At 67.8% G+C, this 17,403-nt stretch carries 16 protein-coding genes, 1 pseudogene and 1 riboswitch; of the genes and pseudogenes, 11 read left to right on the top strand and 6 right to left on the bottom strand.

The features are described 5' to 3' along the window. Window positions 1-6: 6 nt before the first annotated feature. The gene (gene ligD, locus ACTMTI_RS25665; RefSeq protein ID WP_441123055.1) at window positions 7-738 is read right to left on the bottom strand and encodes a non-homologous end-joining DNA ligase LigD; all 732 of its coding nucleotides are present in this window, start codon (window positions 736-738) and stop codon (window positions 7-9) included. A gap of 8 nt (window positions 739-746) precedes the next feature. Beyond that, window positions 747-827 (bottom strand): annotated as a pseudogene (locus tag ACTMTI_RS25660) (hypothetical protein); the annotation flags it as partial. Between the two features lie 163 nt (window positions 828-990). Here ACTMTI_RS25660 and ACTMTI_RS25655 point away from each other — a divergent pair. From ACTMTI_RS25655 to ACTMTI_RS25645, 3 genes are all read left to right on the top strand, one after another. Then, a complete protein-coding gene (locus ACTMTI_RS25655) occupies window positions 991-1,599 on the top strand; it encodes a histidine phosphatase family protein (protein WP_441123054.1) in 609 nt (202 codons plus the stop codon). A gap of 15 nt (window positions 1,600-1,614) precedes the next feature. Then, window positions 1,615-1,710: riboswitch (TPP riboswitch) on the top strand. Then, complete coding sequence (locus ACTMTI_RS25650; RefSeq protein WP_441123053.1) at window positions 1,699-2,373, top strand: TenA family protein; 675 nt, start codon at window positions 1,699-1,701, stop codon at window positions 2,371-2,373. Its footprint overlaps the riboswitch before it by 12 nt. 288 nt (window positions 2,374-2,661) lie before the next feature. Then, on the top strand, window positions 2,662-2,853 hold the full coding sequence (locus tag ACTMTI_RS25645) for a hypothetical protein (protein ID WP_441123052.1): 192 nt from the start codon (window positions 2,662-2,664) through the stop codon (window positions 2,851-2,853). A 31-nt stretch (window positions 2,854-2,884) separates the two neighbouring features. Here the strand turns inward: ACTMTI_RS25645 and ACTMTI_RS25640 are convergent, their stop codons facing one another. Continuing rightward, the gene (locus tag ACTMTI_RS25640) at window positions 2,885-5,005 is read right to left on the bottom strand and encodes a carbon starvation CstA family protein (protein ID WP_441123051.1); all 2,121 of its coding nucleotides are present in this window, start codon (window positions 5,003-5,005) and stop codon (window positions 2,885-2,887) included. Between the two features lie 3 nt (window positions 5,006-5,008). Further along, complete coding sequence (locus tag ACTMTI_RS25635) at window positions 5,009-5,347, bottom strand: hypothetical protein (RefSeq protein WP_441123050.1); 339 nt, start codon at window positions 5,345-5,347, stop codon at window positions 5,009-5,011. Window positions 5,348-5,547: 200 nt separating this feature from the next. On the opposite strand from ACTMTI_RS25635, the gene ACTMTI_RS25630 reads away from it, so the two are divergent. After that, window positions 5,548-6,075 carry a GNAT family N-acetyltransferase gene (locus tag ACTMTI_RS25630; protein ID WP_441123049.1) on the top strand — a complete coding sequence of 176 codons (528 nt, stop codon included), beginning with the start codon at window positions 5,548-5,550 and terminating at the stop codon, window positions 6,073-6,075. Here the strand turns inward: ACTMTI_RS25630 and ACTMTI_RS25625 are convergent. After that, on the bottom strand, window positions 6,068-6,607 hold the full coding sequence (locus ACTMTI_RS25625) for a GNAT family N-acetyltransferase (RefSeq protein WP_441123048.1): 540 nt from the start codon (window positions 6,605-6,607) through the stop codon (window positions 6,068-6,070). The two genes, ACTMTI_RS25630 and ACTMTI_RS25625, sit on opposite strands and share 8 nt — an antisense overlap. 182 nt (window positions 6,608-6,789) lie before the next feature. On the opposite strand from ACTMTI_RS25625, the gene ACTMTI_RS25620 reads away from it, so the two are divergent. From ACTMTI_RS25620 to ACTMTI_RS25600, 5 genes are all read left to right on the top strand, one after another. Then, window positions 6,790-7,200 carry a BlaI/MecI/CopY family transcriptional regulator gene (locus ACTMTI_RS25620; RefSeq protein ID WP_441123047.1) on the top strand — a complete coding sequence of 137 codons (411 nt, stop codon included), beginning with the start codon at window positions 6,790-6,792 and terminating at the stop codon, window positions 7,198-7,200. Beyond that, a complete protein-coding gene (locus tag ACTMTI_RS25615) occupies window positions 7,176-8,093 on the top strand; it encodes a M48 family metalloprotease (protein WP_441123046.1) in 918 nt (305 codons plus the stop codon). The genes ACTMTI_RS25620 and ACTMTI_RS25615 overlap by 25 nt, the downstream gene beginning before the upstream one ends. Before the next feature lie 153 nt (window positions 8,094-8,246). Next, window positions 8,247-10,109: a PA domain-containing protein gene (locus ACTMTI_RS25610; RefSeq protein WP_441123045.1), complete on the top strand. Its 1,863-nt coding sequence runs from the start codon at window positions 8,247-8,249 to the stop codon at window positions 10,107-10,109. Window positions 10,110-10,224: 115 nt separating this feature from the next. Further along, entirely contained in the window at window positions 10,225-10,698 is a 474-nt protein-coding gene (locus ACTMTI_RS25605; RefSeq protein ID WP_441123044.1) for a GNAT family N-acetyltransferase, read from the top strand. Window positions 10,699-11,719: 1,021 nt separating this feature from the next. Then, window positions 11,720-14,605, top strand: a complete 2,886-nt coding sequence (locus tag ACTMTI_RS25600) for a hypothetical protein (protein ID WP_441123043.1) — start codon at window positions 11,720-11,722, stop codon at window positions 14,603-14,605. Between the two features lie 398 nt (window positions 14,606-15,003). On the opposite strand, the gene ACTMTI_RS25595 is transcribed toward ACTMTI_RS25600, so the two are convergent. After that, on the bottom strand, window positions 15,004-15,339 hold the full coding sequence (locus ACTMTI_RS25595; protein ID WP_441123042.1) for a hypothetical protein: 336 nt from the start codon (window positions 15,337-15,339) through the stop codon (window positions 15,004-15,006). Between the two features lie 446 nt (window positions 15,340-15,785). Here ACTMTI_RS25595 and ACTMTI_RS25590 point away from each other — a divergent pair, with 446 nt between their 5' ends. Together ACTMTI_RS25590 and ACTMTI_RS25585 are read left to right on the top strand one after the other, a co-directional pair. Beyond that, a complete protein-coding gene (locus tag ACTMTI_RS25590; RefSeq protein WP_441123041.1) occupies window positions 15,786-16,487 on the top strand; it encodes a helix-turn-helix domain-containing protein in 702 nt (233 codons plus the stop codon). A 195-nt stretch (window positions 16,488-16,682) separates the two neighbouring features. After that, window positions 16,683-17,228 (top strand): dihydrofolate reductase family protein, encoded by a 546-nt coding sequence (locus ACTMTI_RS25585; protein ID WP_441123040.1) that lies wholly within the window; start codon window positions 16,683-16,685, stop codon window positions 17,226-17,228. Window positions 17,229-17,403 lie beyond the last annotated feature (175 nt).

Below are 17,403 nucleotides of genomic sequence, written 5' to 3'. Positions count from 1 at the left end.
GCAAAATCACGACACTTCCCCGCGCCGGGCGCGGGCGCGGCGCTTGCCCTCGTGCATCGCCGCCACCCGCGCGACCGGGATCGTGTGCCCCTCCTCGATCAGGTCGGCGGGCAGCCGCTGCGGCGCGGGCATGGATTCCGCCCACGGGTCGGCGTCCTTGAGCAACCCGACCGCCGTGTGCACGGTGAAGTCGCGCGGCGCCACGCGGTCGAGGTCGGACCATGGCACGGGGAAGGAGACCGGCGCGCCGGGCCGCACCCGCGGGCTGTAGGCGGCCACCACCGTGGCCCCGCCCGCCCTGGTCGAGTCGATGAACACCTTGCCCGCCCGGTCCTCGCGGATGAACGCCGTGGTGGCGATCGCCGGATCCACCCGCTCGGCGCGCGCGGCCAGCGCACGGGTGGCCGCGGCCAGGTCGTCCATGGCGGTCCCGGCCGCCACGGGCACGAACACGTGCACGCCCTTCGCCCCGCTGGTCTTCACCGCCCCGGCCAGCCCGGCGTCGTCCAGCGCCTGGCGTACCAGGAAGGCGCCCCGCACGGCGAGCTCGAAGTCGTCCCCGGGCGGGTCGAGGTCGAGCACCATGTGCGTGGGGTGGTCGCCGACGAACAGCGCCGGGTGGTACTCGACCGCCCTCTGGTTGGCGAACCACAGCAGGCTTCGCCGGTCATTGCACAGCGCGCGTACGTCACCTGCCGACGCGATGCCTCGGCCCAGTGGGAGGTGGTCTCCATCCATTCGGGGGCGTATTTGGGCAGGTTCTTCTGCACAAAGGGCTCCTGCCCGGGCCGTACCCGGATGACCGAGAGCGCACGGCCGCGCAGCACCGGGATGATGCGGTCGCGGACCGCGTCGAGGTAGTCGACCAGGTCGCGCTTGGTCGCGCCCGCCCCGTCGAACAGCGGCTGGCCGAGATTGGTCAGCGCCACGCCGTCACGCGTCTCATCGCTGGTCACTCGCCCTACGATATCCGGAACAATGGGCTAGATCATGACCCGTTTCCTGTATCTCACCCGCCACGGCGAGGCCACGCCGGACGAAAGCGGCCTGACGGACGCCGGCCGCCGCCAGGCCGCACTGCTCGGCGAGCGCCTCCAGGGCGTCCCCCTCTCCGCCATCCACCACGGCCCGCTCCCCCGCGCGACGCAGACCGCCCACCTGATCGGCGAGCGGCTGCCCGGCATCCCCCTGCACGTCAGCGAGGCCGCCGGGGACTACATCCCGTACGTGCCCGAGAAGGAGGAGCTCGCCCCCGGCTACGCCGACCGCCTCCTCGGCTTCGTCGGCCAGTTCCCCGCAGACGAACGCGAGCGCGGCCCGGCGCTCGCCGCCGAGGCCCTGCGCGCGTTCACGGGTCCCGTGGCGGAGGGGACCCGCCACGAACTGGTCGTCACGCACAACTTCCTGATCGGCTGGCTCGTCCGCGCCGCCCTGGACGCCCCGAAGTGGCGCTGGCTCGGCCTCAACCACTGCAACGCCGCCCTGACCGTCATCCGGTACGCCCCCGACCGCCCCTCCTCGGTGCTCTCCTACAACGACATGGGCCATCTGCCCGCCGAGCTGCGCTGGACCGGCTTCCCGCCCGAACCGCGCGAATGAGCCCTGTTACAGTTGGCCGTTGACGCGGGGTGCCCGGCGACCCGGGCTGAGATCACACCCGTCGAACCTGATCTAGTTAGCGCTAGCGGAGGGACGTCGATGTTCTGCGATGACATGTGGCTGCGCACGGCCGACCTGATGAGCGCCATCCACGACCACCCCTTCAACGTCGCACTCGGCGCCGGCACACTCGACCGCGACCGGTTCGCGTTCTACATCGTGCAGGACGGCCGCTATCTGGAGGCGTTCTCCAAGGCCCTCGCGACAGCGTCGGCACGGGCGACGGACCCGGCGGACGCGGCGTTCTTCGCGCAGAGCGCGCACGCCGCGCTGGCCGCCGAGCGCCTGCTGCACGCCGGTTACGTCGCGGAGCTCGGCGCCGACGCGGCGGGGATCGCCACGTCGCCGACCTGCCTGGCCTACGCGTCGTTCCTGCAGGCCACGGCGCTCGCCGCACCCTATCCGGTGCTGGCGGCGGCGGTGCTGCCGTGCTTCTGGATCTACCAGGACGTCGGTACGACGCTGCTGCGGCGCACCGGGGACACGCCCGATCACCCGTACCGCAAGTGGATCTCCACCTATTCGGATCCCGGCTTCGCGGCCTCCGTCGAGCAGGCCAAGGCCATCGCCGACCGGCTGGCCGCCACCGCGGACGCGGCGACCCGGGAGGCCATGGCCGCGGCGTACCGCACGGCGGCGGCGTACGAGTGGATGTTCTGGGACAGCGCCTGGCGGCGCGAGACCTGGCCGACGGCGCGCTGGCTGGCTCCCTGATCGGTCACAGGCGCGCGGCCAGTGCCGTCGTGCCCGCCCCCGCGAGGCTCGGCAGCGCGGCCGGTCGCCCGCTCAGCAGCAGGAGCAGCGCCTGGATGGGCCGCCTCCACGACGTCGCCCGCGCCGACCGCCCAGTCGACGTCGGTGGCGACCAGCCGCAGCCCGCTCAGCCGCCGCTGCGCATAGAAGGGCCGGCCGCGCTCCCAGATGTGGGCGGCACTGGCGCGGGCCGCCTCCGATGGCATGGCGCGCGCGATGCCCAGCGGCACGCAGATGTCCTGAGCGTGGATGAGCACGTCGAAGAGCGGGTCGAGGGGCTTGGTCATGGGCGCCCGGCGGCGTGAGGTGGCCGATTCGCGGATCCGCTCGACGATCTCGCCGATCGGCAGCGCGGCGTACCGCACCGAGGAGTCGCGGATCATGCGGTTGACGTCGCCGCGTGCCCTGACCAGCTCGGCGAGGACGGCCTCGCCGAGCTGAACGCCATGCTGAGCCGGATCATCAGGGAGTTCTAGCCGGATGAGGCCTTGGCCATCAGCTCGCGTTCCTCGCGGGTGGGGATGAGCCCGGCCGGGGCGACGATCTTCGACTCCTCGAACGGCGCCTCCGCGCTCGGCAGCGGCTCCCGCGTCCTGATCGCCTTCACCCACACGCGAGCCGCGTCCAGGATCACAATGATGATCATGATTGCGAACAGCGCCGCCAGGACGCCGTCCACGGTGGAGTTGATCACGATCTGCCGCATGGCGTCCATGGACTTGGCCGGCGCGAGCAACTGCCCCTGGTCCAGCGCCGTCTGGTAGCGGTCGCGCTGGGCGAAGAAGCCGAGCGTGGGGTCGGTGGAGAGGACCTTCTGGTAGCTGGCCGTCAGCGTGACCGCGACGTCCCAGGCCAGCGGCACCGCCGTCACCCAGGCCCACTTCAGCCGGCCGCTCTTGATCAGCAGGGTCGTGGCCACGGTGAGCGCCACGGCGGCCAGCAACTGGTTGGCGATGCCGAAGAGCGGGAAGAGCTGGTTGATGCCGCCGAGCGGGTCGTTGACGCCCTGGTAGAGGAAATATCCCCAGGCCGCCACGACGAGGGCGCTGGCCGCCACGAGCCCCGGCCACCAGCTCACCCTGCCGATCGGCTTCCACAGGTTGCCCAGCGTGTCCTGCAGCATGAACCGGCCCACCCGGGTGCCCGCGTCCACCGTGGTCAGGATGAACAGCGCCTCGAACATGATCGCGAAGTGGTACCAGAACGCCTGCAGCCCCGCTCCCCCGAGGAATCCGGAGAAGATCTGCGAGATGCCCACGGCCAGCGTGGGCGCGCCGCCCGTCCGGGCGATCAGCGTCTCCTCCTGTACGGCCGCCGCCGCGGCCCGCAGCTCCTCTGGCGTGATCACGAAGCCCATGGTGGAGACCGCCTGGGCGGCGGACTCCACGGTGGCCCCGACCACGCCCGCCGGGGAGTTCATCGCGAAGTAGAGCCCGGGCGACAGCACGCAGGCCGCGGTGATGGCCATGACGGCGACGAAGGACTCCATGAGCATGGAGCCGTAGCCGATCAGCCGGACCTGCGTCTCCTTCTGGATCATCTTCGGCGTCGTGCCGGAGGAGATCAGCGAGTGGAACCCCGACAGCGCGCCGCAGGCGATGATGATGAACACGAACGGGAACAGCGAGCCCGCGAAGACCGGCCCCTTGCCGCTGAAGGCGAAGTCGGTGAACGCCGTCGTCCGCATCGGCGGCAACGTGACGGCGATGCCGATCGCGATCAGTACGATGGTGCCGATCTTCATGAACGTGGACAGGTAGTCGCGCGGCGCCAGCAGCATCCACACGGGCAGCACCGCGGCGACGAAACCGTACGCGATCAGCCACAGCGCCAGCGCGGACGGGCTCAGCGTGAAGATCGGCGCCCAGCTCGACTCCTGCACCCAGCCGCCGGCCACGATCGACAGGATCAGCAGCGCGACGCCGATCACGGTGGTCTCGACGACCTTGCCCGGGCGGATCATTCGCAGGTAGAAGCCCATGAACAGGGCGATCGGGATGGTCATCGCGATGGAGAAGACACCCCACGGCGACTGTGCGAGCGCGTTGACCACGACGAGCGCCAGCACCGCCAGCAAGATGATCATGATGGCGAAGACCGCGATGAGCGCGGCCGCCCCGCCGACCGGCCCGATCTCCTCGCGCGCCATCTGGCCGAGGCTCCGGCCGTTGCGCCTCATGGAGAAGAACAGGACCACCATGTCCTGCACGGCCCCGGCGAAGATCACCCCAGCGATGATCCAGATGGTGCCGGGGAGGTAGCCCATCTGCGCGGCCAGCACCGGCCCCACCAGCGGCCCCGCCCCCGCGATGGCGGCGAAGTGGTGCCCGAACAGGATCCGCCGGTCCGTCGGGTGGTAGTCGATGCCGTTGTCGAGCCGCTCGGCCGGGGTGGCTCGGCGGTCGTCGGCCCGCAGCACCTTGCGCACGATGAACCTGGCGTAGAACCGGTAGGCGATGGCGTACGAGCCGAGCGCGGCGCACAGGAGCCAGACCGCGTTGACGTTCTCGCCCCTGGAAAGCGCGAGCACGGCCCAGCCCACGGCGCCGACGACGGCGACCGCCGTCCAGATGATGATGGAACGCGGCTTCACCGGTTACCTCCCATGCATCGGGCCATATAGAGGGCGCCCGAGGCAGCAGCGCAGTCCGGCGTCCGGCGGCAGATCCGTGGTGAAGCGCCGCCAGCGCCACAGCGGGCGGCAGTCGATCATGACCGGAAGCTCGACCAGATGCACCCAGGCGGTCGGATGGGCGTACACCAGATCGGATTCGAGGCTGCGTGCCTTCCGGGGCAACCGGGAGCGGCGCAGCGGCCGTACCGAGAACTCGCCCGCGTCCGCGCAACAGAGACCCGTCACGTGCCAGTCGAAGAACACCACTTCGTCATCGCGCAGCGCTTCACGAGCGGCGGGCATGAGCGTGATCCGGGACATCTGTGGCTCCTGAAACCAGGCAGCTCAGATAATTTATGTCGGCCTTACCCGCTGTAGTGACTTTCGAAACGCTGTGAAGCTGCGGCGCGCGCCGAACGCCCGCTCGTAGAACGCGGTAGCCCGTGACCGGGTCGAAAACACTTTGCGTCCCGATCAAGGCTCTTGGTAGATGTGACCGGCCACCTATGAGGAGAGACTTCATGCTGACCGGGAAACGTGTCCATCTCAGGGCCCTCGAGCCGGCCGACAGCGAGGCGATGTGGCGCTGGTATCACGACCCCGAGGTGGGCCGGTGGATGGACGGCGCGCCGCCCATCTCCCTCGCCCAGAACATGGAGAAGGGCGCGAACCGGCCGCGCAACACCTTCGAGCAGATGCTGCTCGGCATCGAAGCGCTCGACGACCGGAAGCTGATCGGCTACGTCGCCCTCGGCGACACGGACTTCCGCAACGGCGAGGCCACGCTGCAGAGCATCGCCATCGGCGAGCGTGATCGCTGGGGCGGCGGCTACGCGACCGACGCCCTCCGCGTCATCTGCAGGTACGCCTTCGAGGAAATGGGCCTGCACCGGGTGACGCTCTGGGTGGTGGCGGACAACGCCGCGGCGATGCGCGCTTACACCAAGGTCGGCTTCGTGGCGGAAGGCCGGCGCAGGGAGGCCTTCCGCACCAGAGGCGAGCGCCACGACTTCGTCATGATGGGCCTGCTGAGCTCGGAACTCACGTGAGGCTTTCGTCCGCCCAATTCGGGAGCGTAACCGTCCCGGAAATCCAGTCCCGCCGGAGAATCGCATATCCGACGGCGTCGTAGCACGTCCCATCCGGCGTGGGCCACGATTCCCGGTAATGCGATTCCTTGGCGTACCCGTTCTTGCGGAAAACCGCTCTCATCGCATGGTTGTCCTGGCGGGTCGTGCCCTCGATCCTCGTGATGGCGGGCAGCTCGCCGAAGAGATAACCGGTCAGCCAGGCCACCGCCTGCGTGCCGATGCCGCGCCCTCGCCAGGAGTGCCGTACCCGCAGGTCGAACATGGGCGTGTCGTCGGCCAGATCCTGCAGCTTGACCAGCCCGGCCCGCTCCCCGTCGGCGAGCACCCAGAACGTACGCGTCTCGGCGTCGTCATAGAGCCCTTCGGCGGCCCGGCGCCTGACCGTCTCCCGGTCCTGCGTCCCCGCGTGATACGGCCATTCCTCACCGGCCAGGAAGTCGGCGAGGGATTCCGCGTCGCCGGGTGAGATCCTCGAAAACTCGATGTGCACTTCGTGATCGTGTCGATCTTCCCGGAGCCGGTCAAACGATTTTGGGCGCAGGTCCAGCCCGCGGCGGCTCGGCGGAGCCGTGCCTCCCGCGGAGTTTTGGGGTATTGAGGTGGTTTCGGTACCGTTTGGGGGTCGTAATCACGCGCCGATGGCGGCGCTCCTGGAGAAGGTGAGACGCCGAGATGGCGGAGTTCGGGCCGCTGGAGCAGGCGATCATGGAATGCCTGTGGGCGGCGAGCCGGCCGCTCCTGATCCGTGACCTTCTCGAGCAGGTGAATCGTGGCCGGGAACGGCCCCTCGCCTACACGACGGTCCAGACGGTCACCGATCGGCTCGCCCGCAAGGACCTGGTCACGCGCGCCTGGTCCGGCGTGGCGATCGCCTACGCACCCGTGCGGTCGCGTGAGGAGCACATCGTCGCCGTGATGCTGGACGCGCTGTCAGAGCTGCCGGATCGCGGTCCTGTCCTGGCCAGGTTCGCCGAGAGCGTCGACTCCGAGGACGCACAGAGGCTCTTCGACGCGCTGGCCGACCGGAGCGCGAGCGCCCCGACGCGGGATGAGGGGCCATGGCCGGAAACATCGCGGGACTGATCGCCGCCGCCTTCTTGATGGCGCACCTCGCCGGCCCGATAGTCGCGCGGGTGAGGTGGCTGCGCCGCCGCCCTGGCGTGGCAGTGGTGGTGTGGGCCGGTGTCGTGGCAAGCGTGGTCGTCGTGCTGCTGGCACTGACGTGCTTCGTGCTCGCCTGGCCGCCGGGACCGGTGCATTCCTGGATCGAGCACCTTCGTTCCTGCGTGCCGGGACACACGCACAGCGGGGAGCTGGCCACGATAGTGCTCGCCCTCCTGTCCGGCGGGGTGCTGTTGCGGGCGCTGTACCACGGTGCGACCCGCGCGCGCCGCACGATCACCGAGCGGCGACGGCACCACGACATGGTGCGGCTGGTCGCGAGATATCCGGACGATCCGAACGACGTCTGCCTGATAGAGCATGCCGCGCCGCTCGTCTACTGCCTGCCGCGACGTTCGCGGCCGATCGTGATGACGACCGGAGCCTTGAAGCTGCTGGACGCCGACCAACTGAGCGCGGTGCTGGAGCACGAACGTACCCACCTACGGCGCCGGCACCACCTCCTGCTCGCGGTGGTCGACGCGGTGCAGGCGGCCCTGCCGTGGTCGGCGACCCTCCGGCATGCCCGGATCGAGCTGTCCCGGCTGGTGGAGATGGTGGCCGATGACGCCGCCGCGCACCGCTACGGCCATGCCCCGGTGATCGGCGCGCTCCGCCGGCTCGAGCTCAGGCCCGGCCCGCCCGGCGGCCTGGCCGCCGCCGGCGAGACCCGGGAGTTGCTGAATCAGCGGATCGCCCGCCTCGAATCGGGAGAGGTGCCAGGCAGGCTCGGCATGGGAGCCGCGATAGCGCTGGCGATGCCCCCACTCCTCGGTGTCGTCATTGTTGCGGTGGGATTGCCGCTTCCATGTTGAGAAATGCACATCTCACCATAAAAGCGGACAAATCACACCGCTACCTGTAAGTCTCCTACGAAATGTAGGAGGAACCCTTCCGGAACGCCGGTATTGCGCCTTATGTTCCCGGTACTGCCATCCTCTGCCACCACTACGGAGGAATACTCCCCTATGAGGCACAAGGCCAGCCGCCTAGCGGTAGCCGCAGCCATCGCTGCCGGCGCAACACTGGTATCACTCGCACCGTCCGCATTAGCGCATGACGGTGCGACGAGCAGCGACGGTGCGATCGACAACGCGAAGATCACGCACAATCACCACCAGCACGGCGGCGACGAGGGCCATCTGCCCGCATCGAGTGCCAACGTCGAGCTCATCAGCAAGCTCGCGCTGAAGAACGTCGAGCCGGAGAAGATCGCGGATGTCGGCGTCTACAAGGGCTACGCATACCTCGCGGCCTGGGGCGGCGCCACGTGCAAGTACAACGGCGTGCACGTCGTCGACATCAAGAACCCCGCGCAGCCCAAGGAAGTCGCGTTCATCGTCGCGAAGGAGGGCAGCGCGCCGGGTGAAGGCGTGCAGGCCCTGCACATCGACACGCCTGCCTTCAACGGCGACATCCTCGTCACGAACAACGAGAAGTGCAAGGAGAGTCCCGGGGTCGGCGGGCTGAACATCCACGACGTCACCGACCCCGCGCATCCGACCCCGCTCGCGGTGGGCATCGGCGACGAGACCGTCGCAGGCGCCGGCAAGAAGGACGCCAACGAGATCCACAGCGTCTTCGCCTGGGACGCGGGCAACAAGGCCTACGCCGTCATCGTGGACAACGAGGAAGGCCACGATGTCGACATCCTCGACATCACGAACCCGAAGAAGCCCCGGGTCATCGCGGAGTACGACCTCGACCAGAAGTTCCCCGGCATCACCCAGCCGGGCCTCGACGAGGTCTTCCTGCACGACATGGTGGTGAAGGAGATCGGCGGCAAGCAGGTCATGCTGCTGTCGTACTGGGACGGCGGCTACGTCCAGATCGACGTCACCGACCCGCTGAACATCTCCCTGCTGGCGGACAGCACCTTCGCCGACCCCGACACGGAAGCGCTCGAGAGCGGGCTGACGGTCAGGCCGGAGGGCAACGGTCACCAGGCCGAGTTCACCCTCGACAACAAGTACGTTCTCGCCGCCGACGAGGACTTCTCACCGTTCGCGCTGAAAGCGTCCAACGTCACGGACGGCACGGTGATCAATGCCGGCCAGGGCGATGGCACCAAGAAGCTCGAGACCGGGCAGACGCTGACCGGTGTGAGCAAGTTCGTCGGGCGCGCCTGCCCCCCGCCCGCCGACCCCGCCGTCCCCGCCGGGGACCCGAATGTCGTCGACATCGCCGTGGTGGAGCGAGGGCTGTGCACCTTCTCGGAGAAGGTCGACAGCGTCATCAAGGCCGGTGGCTACGACGCCGTCCTGATCTTCAACCGCACCGGCACTGACGGATGCGACGGCTCGCTCGGCATGAGCGTCGAGGGTGACATCCCGGCCTTCGGAGTGGCGCCGCGCAGCCAGGGCTTCGCCATCTTCAACCAGCCGTACAACAACGATGCCTGCCTCGCCGGCACCGGTCCGCAGTCACTGCCGGTACCCCTGGGGACGACGGGTGACACGCTGACGTTCTCGTCGTACTTCGACGGCTGGGGCTACGTGCACCTGTACGACGGCAAGTCGATGGCCGAGCTCGACACGTACGCGGTGCCCGAGGCGCACGACCCCGCGTACGCGACCGGGAAGGGTGACCTGTCGGTGCACGAGGTGGCGACCTCCGCCGTACAGGCCGACCTCGCCTACTTCTCCTACTACGCCGCGGGCTTCCGGGTGACGCGGATCGTGGACGGCAAGATCCAGGAAGTGGGCCACTTCATCGAAGAGGGTGGCAACAACTTCTGGGGTGTGCAGGTGTTCGAGCACAACGGTCAGGAGTACGTCGCCGCCAGCGACCGTGACCACGGCCTCTACATCTTCCGCTACACCGGGAACTGACCGCCCGAAGTAAAGCTGATGCCGCCCCGGGGCCTGCCCCCCGGGGCGGCATCACCCTTTGCCCCTGGGGCGGCGGCCGCACACGGCATGCGAACCCGGCCCATATGGTTCTTGGATGACGAATATTCTCCGACTTGCGCCCATCACACCCGCCAACATTGACACGGCCCTCGCGGTGAAAGTCCGGCCCGACCAGGAGCGTTTCGTCTCACCGGTGGTGAAGTCGCTGGCCGAGGCTTACGTCCACCCGCAGATAGCCTGGCCACGCCTCATCCTCGACGGCGACCGTCCCGTGGGCTTCCTCATGGCCTTCATCGATATCGACTGGGACGGCAAGGGGGTCGATTTCCGGTCCGGCCTGTGGCGGCTCAACGTGGCAAGCGACGCACAGGGGCGTGGTGTCGGCCGCTTCGCCGTCGAATCAGTGGCCGCCGAAGTCAGGCGGCGGGGCGGCACGCAGATGTACGTCACGTGGGAGCCGGGAGAGGGCGGACCAGAGGGCTTCTACCGAAAGCTCGGGTTCCAGCTCACAGGTGAGAAGAGCGGGGGCCAGACGGTCGGGGTGCTGGATCTGACGCGGCACTCGTGACGGCGAGCACCGCGGCCACCGTCAGCAAAAGGCAAGGTGCGCTCGCGACCGGCGCCGACGCCGCCCAAGATGGAGCTGATCTGGAAGGTCTGGCCCATCTGCCCCGCGCATGACCGGGGCCTGCGTGCCGAGTTGGAACATAAGATCGCCGTTTGGCGATGCACGGGGGCCGGAACACATACCGTCGCACGGATAGGCCACCCGCCTCCCGAGAGCCCTTGGCGCGCAGGTCTGCGCCGGCCTTCCGAACCGGTTCCCGCGAGTACCACCTGTCTGCATCTGATCAGGGTCCACAGGCCTGGCGCCGATGCGGGATGTGATGGGTCGCGTGCCTCTGGTGCATCGCGAGATGGTCGTGCGCATGGCGAGCAGCGCCCCCTAGTAGTGGGTCACGAGCGAGCCTCTTTCCTGCAATATAGAAACCGGTGCCTACCGTACGAGCCGATCAGGTTCGGGGTCAACGGGCCGAGAGATTCGGATTCATCGGTAACCACATCAACGTTCGAGCTGGACGGTCTCCAGCAAGCCGCCCTTGCTGCGCAATCTCACGGACCTCTCCAGTAACACTCTCGTAACGAATGCTTGTGGTAGAGGGTGCGTAGCCCTAGCGTCACAGCCACCGGTTTCCATAGCTGGAGGCAGCAATGAGACGGACCGCAACGGCACCCGACGCGCTGGTGGAGGGTCGCCACCACGCCCAGGTCTTCCGGCCCGACGCAGCCGAGCGCGAGCCCGCCGTCGACCGCCCGAAGGACGTCACTCCTCTCCACCGGGAATCGGGCTCTGTGATGACCACCATCCGCTGTTCATGCTCGGCGGCGAGGAGCCGACCTTCCCCTTGACATCGGGGTTGCCGCCACTGAAACACCCAGGCGCTCACCGAGCCCAAGCCACGACCAGCCCCTGGTCATCACCAGTTCGCTGCTACCGATCACCCCCCTCTCGCTGTTCTTGTCTCTCGCTGCTGAAGTGCCGACGCTGCGGGGGCTCATGGACAGCCTTCGCCGACAGGAAGCTCACGATGACAGAGAAGATCAGCCGTAGGACCGTACTCGCCTCCACCGGGGCGCTGGCCGTTGGCAGCTGGTTGTGGACGAGCGAGGCGGCAGCCGCCTCATACCTACGGCCGGCCGCGCCGCTCGACATGGTCGTCTTCGGCGACGAGGCGTCGGAGGCCGCTCACGCGGTGAGCCTGAACCGCTCCGATGTGGTGTCCGGCACCCTGGGCCAGCCCGCCCGCGTGCTCAATCCGCAGGATCCCGCGGGCGCCTGGGGTGGCACCATCGCCTTCACCGTCAAGTGCCTGCCGCAAGACACCACCTATGTGACGATCAAGCTCTGGGGCGGAGATCGGGCCGCGAGCGAGAGCGACCAGTCCCGCCTGCAGCTGTTCTGCGACGGCAAACAGGTTGGCCACTACCACCTGGGCGCTGTCGACCCGCTCGACATCCTCAGCCTGGACGCCCACTCCCCCGGCCGCTTCCACTTCCACACCCTGCCGCTACCCGAGTCGCTGACCAAGGAGCGGGAGCAGGTCACGCTGGAGATCCGCGCCATGGGCCGGATCTGGGGCTACGGGCAGAACACCCAGGAGTTCTACCGCTCGATGAACAATCCGAGCCGCCCCTTCTACCGGATCTACACGCACGCCGAGCCGTACTTCGCCGGAGACGGCATCCAGGGGGCCGTCCCTCCGGTGCCTGTCCGCCCCGAGCCGGGACCGGAGATCCTGGAGAAGATCAAGGCCAGGGTGCTGACCGAACACCGCAACTGGGTCAACGGCAACCCGGCCTCCCTCGACTCCTGGGCGTACCAAGGGTTGGCGGAGGGCTACTTCTATCCCGACAGCCCTGCCTACCAGAACCCGGACGCGATCGACCAGGTGCTGGCCGCCATCGACGCCCGCTACACCAAGTGGCTCACCGACCCCACCGTACTGACCGCCTCCGACCAGCAGTGGGAGGGCTTCGGGAAGGTCGGCCACACGCTTGTGCTGCTCGAAAAGGTTCTCGGCGACCGGCTGGAGCGGCCGGTCGGCGGACGGACCGTGGGCGCGCCCAACCCCGGCTTCGAACGCGGCGGTACGGCCCCCGCCAGCTGGAACACGGCCATCTGGGCCGGCGCCGCCACATGGCTCTGGGACGACACCGTGAAGCGGAGCGGCACACGCTCAGTCAAGATCACTGCCGCCGCGGGCGCCGCCGCGGGCTGGAACACCGCGCAGAACCGCACCCTGATCGGCCAGGGCAAACACCGGTACAGCGTGTGGGTGAAGACCGAGAACGTCGTGGCCCCCGGCGTCTACCTCGATGTGCTCTTCTACGACGCGGCAGGGAAGATCGTCGGAACCGACAACAAGTTCTACGGCCCGACCGGCACCAACGACTGGACGCAGATCATCGGCGAGCTGACGACCCCGGCCACCGCCACGGAGCTCCGGCTCGACGTGCGCCTCCAGGGTGGCGGCACCGCCTGGTTCGACGACGTCGATGTCACCCCGCTGGACGGCGCCACCCCACCCGACCAGGGCAACCTGCCGATCCGGCGGGACGCCTACACCCGGATGCTCACCGAGAGCATCTCGTACTGGCGCCAGCACATGCCGCACTACAGCAACCAAGTGATGATCTGCGCGCTCGGTATCTACCGCTGCAACCGAGCGCTGATGCAGATAAATCCATCGAAGGCACCCCTTACCGAGGAGAAGGCCCGCGACTACATCCACCAGTCCGTCGGTCTGAAGCCCTTCCTCGGCAAGGAAGACGCCTCGGGCACGCCCAGCAAGATTCTCGGCGAGCACTTCTACCAGACCACGCGCAAGGGGCTGACCAAGGAGCTGGGCTACGTCGGCAACTACGGCGAAATCACCAGCTGGCTGGTTCTGCTTTACGAGGCGGTCACCCGCTTCGACGGCGTCGAGGACCCGGAGCTCAAGGCCCAGCTGATCAAGATGATCAACGCGCGGGCGGTCTTCCGCTATCCCGAGGTGGACAACGACGGCTATCGCGCCATGCGGCTGGAGGCCGCGGTCGGCTGGCGCGACGACCACTACCCAGGCGACGTCACCTACGCCCAGCGGGTGGACTGGGACGGCCATTCCCTCATGGCGGCGGCTGTATTCGACGACCGCGGCATGACCGGGCGCGGGCAGCGCATGATCGCCGACAACCAGTTCTTCGGCCACCTCGGGCTGCTCCAGACCCATTCCTGGGCGCGTGTCGGGCTCTCCGCCTTGCGACTGGTCCAGCGCGACTGGCCCGCCTTCACTGCGCGGCCCGACTCCGGCGCCGGTTTCCCCATGGACTGGGACGCCCCGAGCTTCGTCTTCTCGGACGAGGAGAACGGCGTCGTCGCGATCAAGAACGGCCGGGAGATCCTCTACGCCTCGCTCTATTGGCGGGCCAGGCAGGCGGTCAACAACCTGGCCCGGGTCCACCACATCACCCCCGACACCCACCGGGTCGCCACCATCCGCCAGCAGAGCTATGTGACACCGACCGGGGAGACCTGGACCGAGCAGGACTGGGTCTGCTTCAACTTCGCGATCAACGACCCGGCCGCCTCGCACATCCCGCCCGGCGGTTTCCCGCCGCCCGGCCCCGAGCTACATCAGGCCGCCGCCGGTGAGGTGCTCAAGGTCGGGCCGTACCCGGCCGACGTGCCCGACCCCGCGCTGGGCGTGTCCTTCCCTGGCGTCGAGAAGCTCTTCGTCGGCCGCGCGCAGTTCTACCGCTGCTCCTATGGCCGCTACCTGATCGGGATGAACACCGACGGCGAGCGCTCCCGCCGCCTGTACACCTCCGGACCCGGATACGCCCGCAATCTCTCCACCGGGGGCCGCGTCCGGCTCGGCCTCCCGATCGACGTCGCGCCCCTCAGCACCGTCGTGCTCTACCTGGAGGGCTGATGTACGGGGTCTTGGGCGACCGCTCAAGACCCCACGCTCCGCACCATCTTCGAGAGCCGGCACTCGCCCCACCCTGGAGCCACACGCGCGGCAAGCGAACGCCGAAGCTGAATATGGCGGAGTCTCGCCAGCCGTCGCGCAACTTGGCGGTGTGCCCGACTCAATGACGTTGGTCCACCGTGGAGCGGGTGACGGGGAATGGAACCCGCGCTGATCACTCTTCGCATGGGTACGCAACGGGCCCGCGGGAGGGCATGGCTACGCTTCCTCGCGGCATACCCGTGCTCATTTGGCCGGACCGAGGAAGAAAGTTCTCTACACGGCCCACGCTGGCCTGGGCGAGCCAGACTCCGGCGTGGATGCGCTCGCGCTGTGCGTTTCCCCGCAGTGCAGCGGGCTCAGAGCTTGTAGAGCTTGTTGAATGGCGTTGTGATGCGTTCCTGCCGCGATCCGAAATCGACGAGCACGGCGACCTCGTCTTCTACCCCGATAACGACGCCAAGGCCGTATCGATCATGGGTCACCTGGTCGTTCACGCTGAACCGCTCGGCAGGCGGGGCGGGGGGCGGCGGTTTGAAGGGACTTGTGGGCAAGTGACGGCGGGGCGCGCCGCTGGCTGGCTTCATCCCCTCCAGTATGTGCTGTCGGAGCGAACGCTCGCGACGGGAGATCGGCAAGCTTGCCGAAATGATCAAGGCTCTGACGAGGATCCGGCTCCTGACCTGCGCCTTCATAGTTTGGGCGGTGACGGGAATCGAACCCGCGCGATCGGCTCGGAAGTTGCCTGAATCACCGCTCACAGCGGGGCCGGCCTGCGACTGGGGCCACCGTTGGCACGCCGACGGCACGACGGAGGGCGGCTCTGCGGACATAGACGGGCAGATGGCTACCGAGATCGCAAAGAAATACCTGTCACGATGGCGTCGTGTCGCGATCACGAGCAACTCGCGATCATGGAGTAGAACGGCGACAACGACGGGGAGTCATGCGCCCCGATGGCACTTACGTGGAGTAGACGGAGAACGGTGCGCCTTCGCACCCACAGGCGTCCTTGACTCGGCGGGTACGGCTGGGAGACTCAAGCAGCGAGGAGGACGAAGGGTCACTGGACGCGGAAGATCACCCGTGTATATCCGCAGCAGGACCCCGATAGGGCCAATGGAGCGAGGGGGAAGCTCGGATGGGCTTAGAGGTCGAGAGCCGATCATCCGATTCGCCGTACATCGAGCGTGTGTGGCGGAGCAGCAGCGATGACGTCAACCGGATGACGTCGATTGCGGTAACCCATGTGGATCTCGTCTTCTGGGAGCACCGCGGTCAGGTCAACGTGGCTGTTCATGGTCCGGAGTCGAGGGCGAGTCCCGCCCCCGTTCCCGAAGACGCCACGTTCTTCGGGATCAGCTTCTCACTCGGCACGTCGATGCCGCATCTTCCGATCGATCGGCTCGTCGACGGTGCTGCAGAGATTCCCGATGCCACGCGCAGGTCGTTCTGGCTGAAGGGTTCGACCTGGCGCCGTCCCGACTACGACAATGCCGAAGTGTTCGTACGGCGACTGGTGCGCGAAGACGTTCTGGTCCGTGACCCGATCGTGGCCGCGGTGCTTGGCGGCGCGTCGCCGGACGTGTCCGAACGCACCATCCAGCGGCGCTTCGTGGCAGCGACCGGGCTCACCCGCGGTGCCGTCCGGCAGATTCATCGTGCCAGGCAAGCCGCGATCCTGATCCAGGAGGGTGTGCCGGCCCACGACGTGATCCACCGGCTCGGATACTTCGACCAACCGCACCTGGCACGGTCGCTGACCCGCTATATCGGGCGGACCGCCACGCAGTTGATCGATCAGGACCCGTCGGAGCCGCTGTCGCTTCTGTACAAGACCTGAGCGCTCGTTCCCACATAACCTCCCAGTCGCGGCATTCGGGGCGGGCTCAAGCCAGGCACCGGCCCGAGAAACATGCCAAAGAGCGCGCCGACCCGGCAACGGGACGGGTGCCCGCGCGTGCAAGATCGTCATCGACTTGCTCATCTCGATATTGTGAACCACTCCTCTTAATCCCAACGACCAAGGAGCAGAGCAATGGCTAAGATCATCTCGAGTTTCTTCATCTCCGTGGATGGCGTGGTCGAGTCGCCTGACCAGTGGCACTTCCCGTACTGGAACGACGAGATGGGCGCCGTAGTCGAGGCGGGCATGCAGGGCGCGGCGGCGATGCTGATGGGCCGCAAGCTGTACGAGGAGTGGTCCGCGTACTGGCAGACGACGGACACCGACCAAGACGTCGCCATGTCCCTCAACAACGTCCGCAAGTATGTCGTGTCGAGCACCCTGGAGAAGGCGGACTGGAACAACACCACGATCATCTCCGGGGACGTCGCGGCCAAGCTGCGCGAACTCAAGAAGGAGACCGACGGCGACATCCAGATGTCCGGCTCCGCGACGACCGTGCGGTGGCTTCTTGCCAACGGGCTGCTCGACGAGCTGAAGCTGCTCGTTCACCCGATCGTCGTCGGCCATGGCCAGCGGCTGTTCGAGGACACCCCCACCCACCCGCTGAAACTGGTCAAGTCCGAAACATTCCAGACGGGCGTGCTCAACCTGACCTACGTTCCGGACGCCGGCTGAACAATGCCGACACCCGATCCAGCGGACAGTGGCACCGCCACGATGACGAACTCCGAACCATGACGGCGTCCCGCGATGAACCCCACGTCAGCGCCGTCGGCGTGAAGTAGCCGATCAGTCCACACGCGTTGAAGCATGCGACATCGATATCGGCGTTCTCGGCTCGGAAGGACTG

It is taken from the genome of Nonomuraea sp. H19 (assembly GCF_052068215.1).
Taxonomy (GTDB): domain Bacteria; phylum Actinomycetota; class Actinomycetes; order Streptosporangiales; family Streptosporangiaceae; genus Nonomuraea.
The sequence above is the reverse complement of the archived record's forward strand: the minus strand, read 5'-3'. Positions and strand labels throughout refer to the sequence as shown.